The sequence below is a fragment of the Lacticaseibacillus baoqingensis genome, assembly GCF_003946165.1.
Classification (GTDB): Bacteria; Bacillota; Bacilli; order Lactobacillales; family Lactobacillaceae; genus Lacticaseibacillus; species Lacticaseibacillus baoqingensis.
Window position 1 is genome coordinate 1 of sequence record NZ_RHOI01000072.1, and the last position, 1,769, is coordinate 1,769.

Here is a 1,769-nt window from a genome sequence, read left to right on the forward strand (position 1 = left end):
ATGCCGCATCTCGGCTTTTCGGTGCGGCGGCGCGGTTGAGTCGCAAACAAAGAGGGACTTGGACAGGCGCAACCGCGCGTGCCAGGTCCCTCTTTGTTATGGGTCTAAAATTTTTGGTGTTGATTGTGACAACGCCGGAAGTTTTGGACCTTTTTTGAATAACAAAAAAGGCACCTGGTCTCCCCGGTGCTATGCTTTAAGCGACCAAACCCAAACAAAGCGAGGTAATGAACAGGTGTCCAACATTGATAGTACGCTTAAATTGCTCGGAATTACAGACTCAAACATACATGTCACCGACATTCACGAAGAAAAGCATGGCCGCGGTCAAGGTCGTAAGAACTATCAAGTGATCCAGGCGGAACTAACCTACAAACTAGAAAGATGCCCGCACTGCGGAATGTTGAAGCTCAGGAGAAATGGTCATATCCTAACTCACATTCACGTCAATGGACCTACTGATCGTCCGGTTGTCTTGGCGCTCAAGAAACAGCGCTGGCGATGCGCGAGCTGTGGCTCAACGGTCACTGCGACAACCCCTGTCGTAAAGGCTAATCACGCCATCTCCAACGGTGTCGTTTCCTATACACTCAAGCTTTCGAAACAGGCTATGCCGAGTAAGCAGATCGCATCGATGACCGGTATCTCCTCAACCTCCGTTGCGCGAATGATCGATACCGCCATCCATCCGCGGCCAAGCATCACTTTACCACGTAATCTCTGCTTCGATGAGTTCCGTTCAACCCACTCGCAGATGTCATTCATCTGTATTGATGCCGATACCCATAAAGGCGTCGTCGTGCTTGGAGACCGGCTCTCAGTTGATATCAAGCAGTTCTTCTACAGTCACTATTCCAGCGCACAAAGAGCTCGTGTCGAGCACGTATGCATGGATATGAACGCCGCCTACCAAAACTTCATTCATGAGCTATTCCCGAATGCACAGATCGTGATCGACCGGTTCCACGTGATCCAGCTCCTAGGTCGCGCAATGGACCAGGTCCGTATTCAGTGCCTTAAGGAGATCAACGATAAGCATTCACGCGAATACAAAGCCCTCAAGAACAACTGGAAGACGCTACACAAGGCCAATCCTGACGCCAAGCACCGTCGTTATCGACCTGGGCTGAATGATTATCTGACAGATCAGGAAGTGGTCGATATTGGCACGAACGCCTTCCCAGCCTTAAAAGATGCCTACGAGACCTACATCAATATTCACGATGCACTACTGAACGGCGACACCGTGCGGCTTGATGAACTGATCAAGCACTACCGCGGGCACGGCGGACCAATGAGTGTCGCGCTCTCCACTCTGCGCAAGAATTTGCGCGGTGTCCTCAATGCAGCCAAGACCACCTATTCAAACGGACCGATCGAAGGCGTCAACCGCAAGATCAAGGAGCTCAAACGAGCGTGTTATGGTTTCGCCAATCAAGCCCGTATGTTCAAACGAATCTATCAATTGATTGCCTGACTATCCTCCTCGGTCATACCCCGAGGAGGAGTCTGCCCAAACCACCTCGGAGGTGCGGTTCTTGGCCTCTGATTTCGCTGCGCAGACTTTTGTGGTCGTCAAATGCTCAAGTGCGGAAGCCCGGAAGCCCCGAAGCCCCGAAGCCCCGAAGCCCGCAAGCCCCGAAGCCCTCTAAGCCCTCTAAGCCCTCTAAGCCCTCTAAGCCCTCTAAGCCCTTAAGATAACAAAAAGCCCCCTCAAAAGAGGAGACCCATAAAAGCTTAAAACATAAAACCAACACCATTTGACAAAT

The 1,769-nt window shown here is 51.3% G+C and carries 1 protein-coding gene; it reads left to right on the forward strand.

Going from position 1 to position 1,769, the window contains the following annotated elements; genetic code table 11:
- Positions 1–235: 235 nt before the first annotated feature.
- Positions 236–1,477, forward strand: coding sequence for an ISL3 family transposase (locus EKM91_RS13685; RefSeq protein ID WP_125754443.1), 1,242 nt, complete (start codon positions 236–238; stop codon positions 1,475–1,477).
- Positions 1,478–1,769 lie beyond the last annotated feature (292 nt).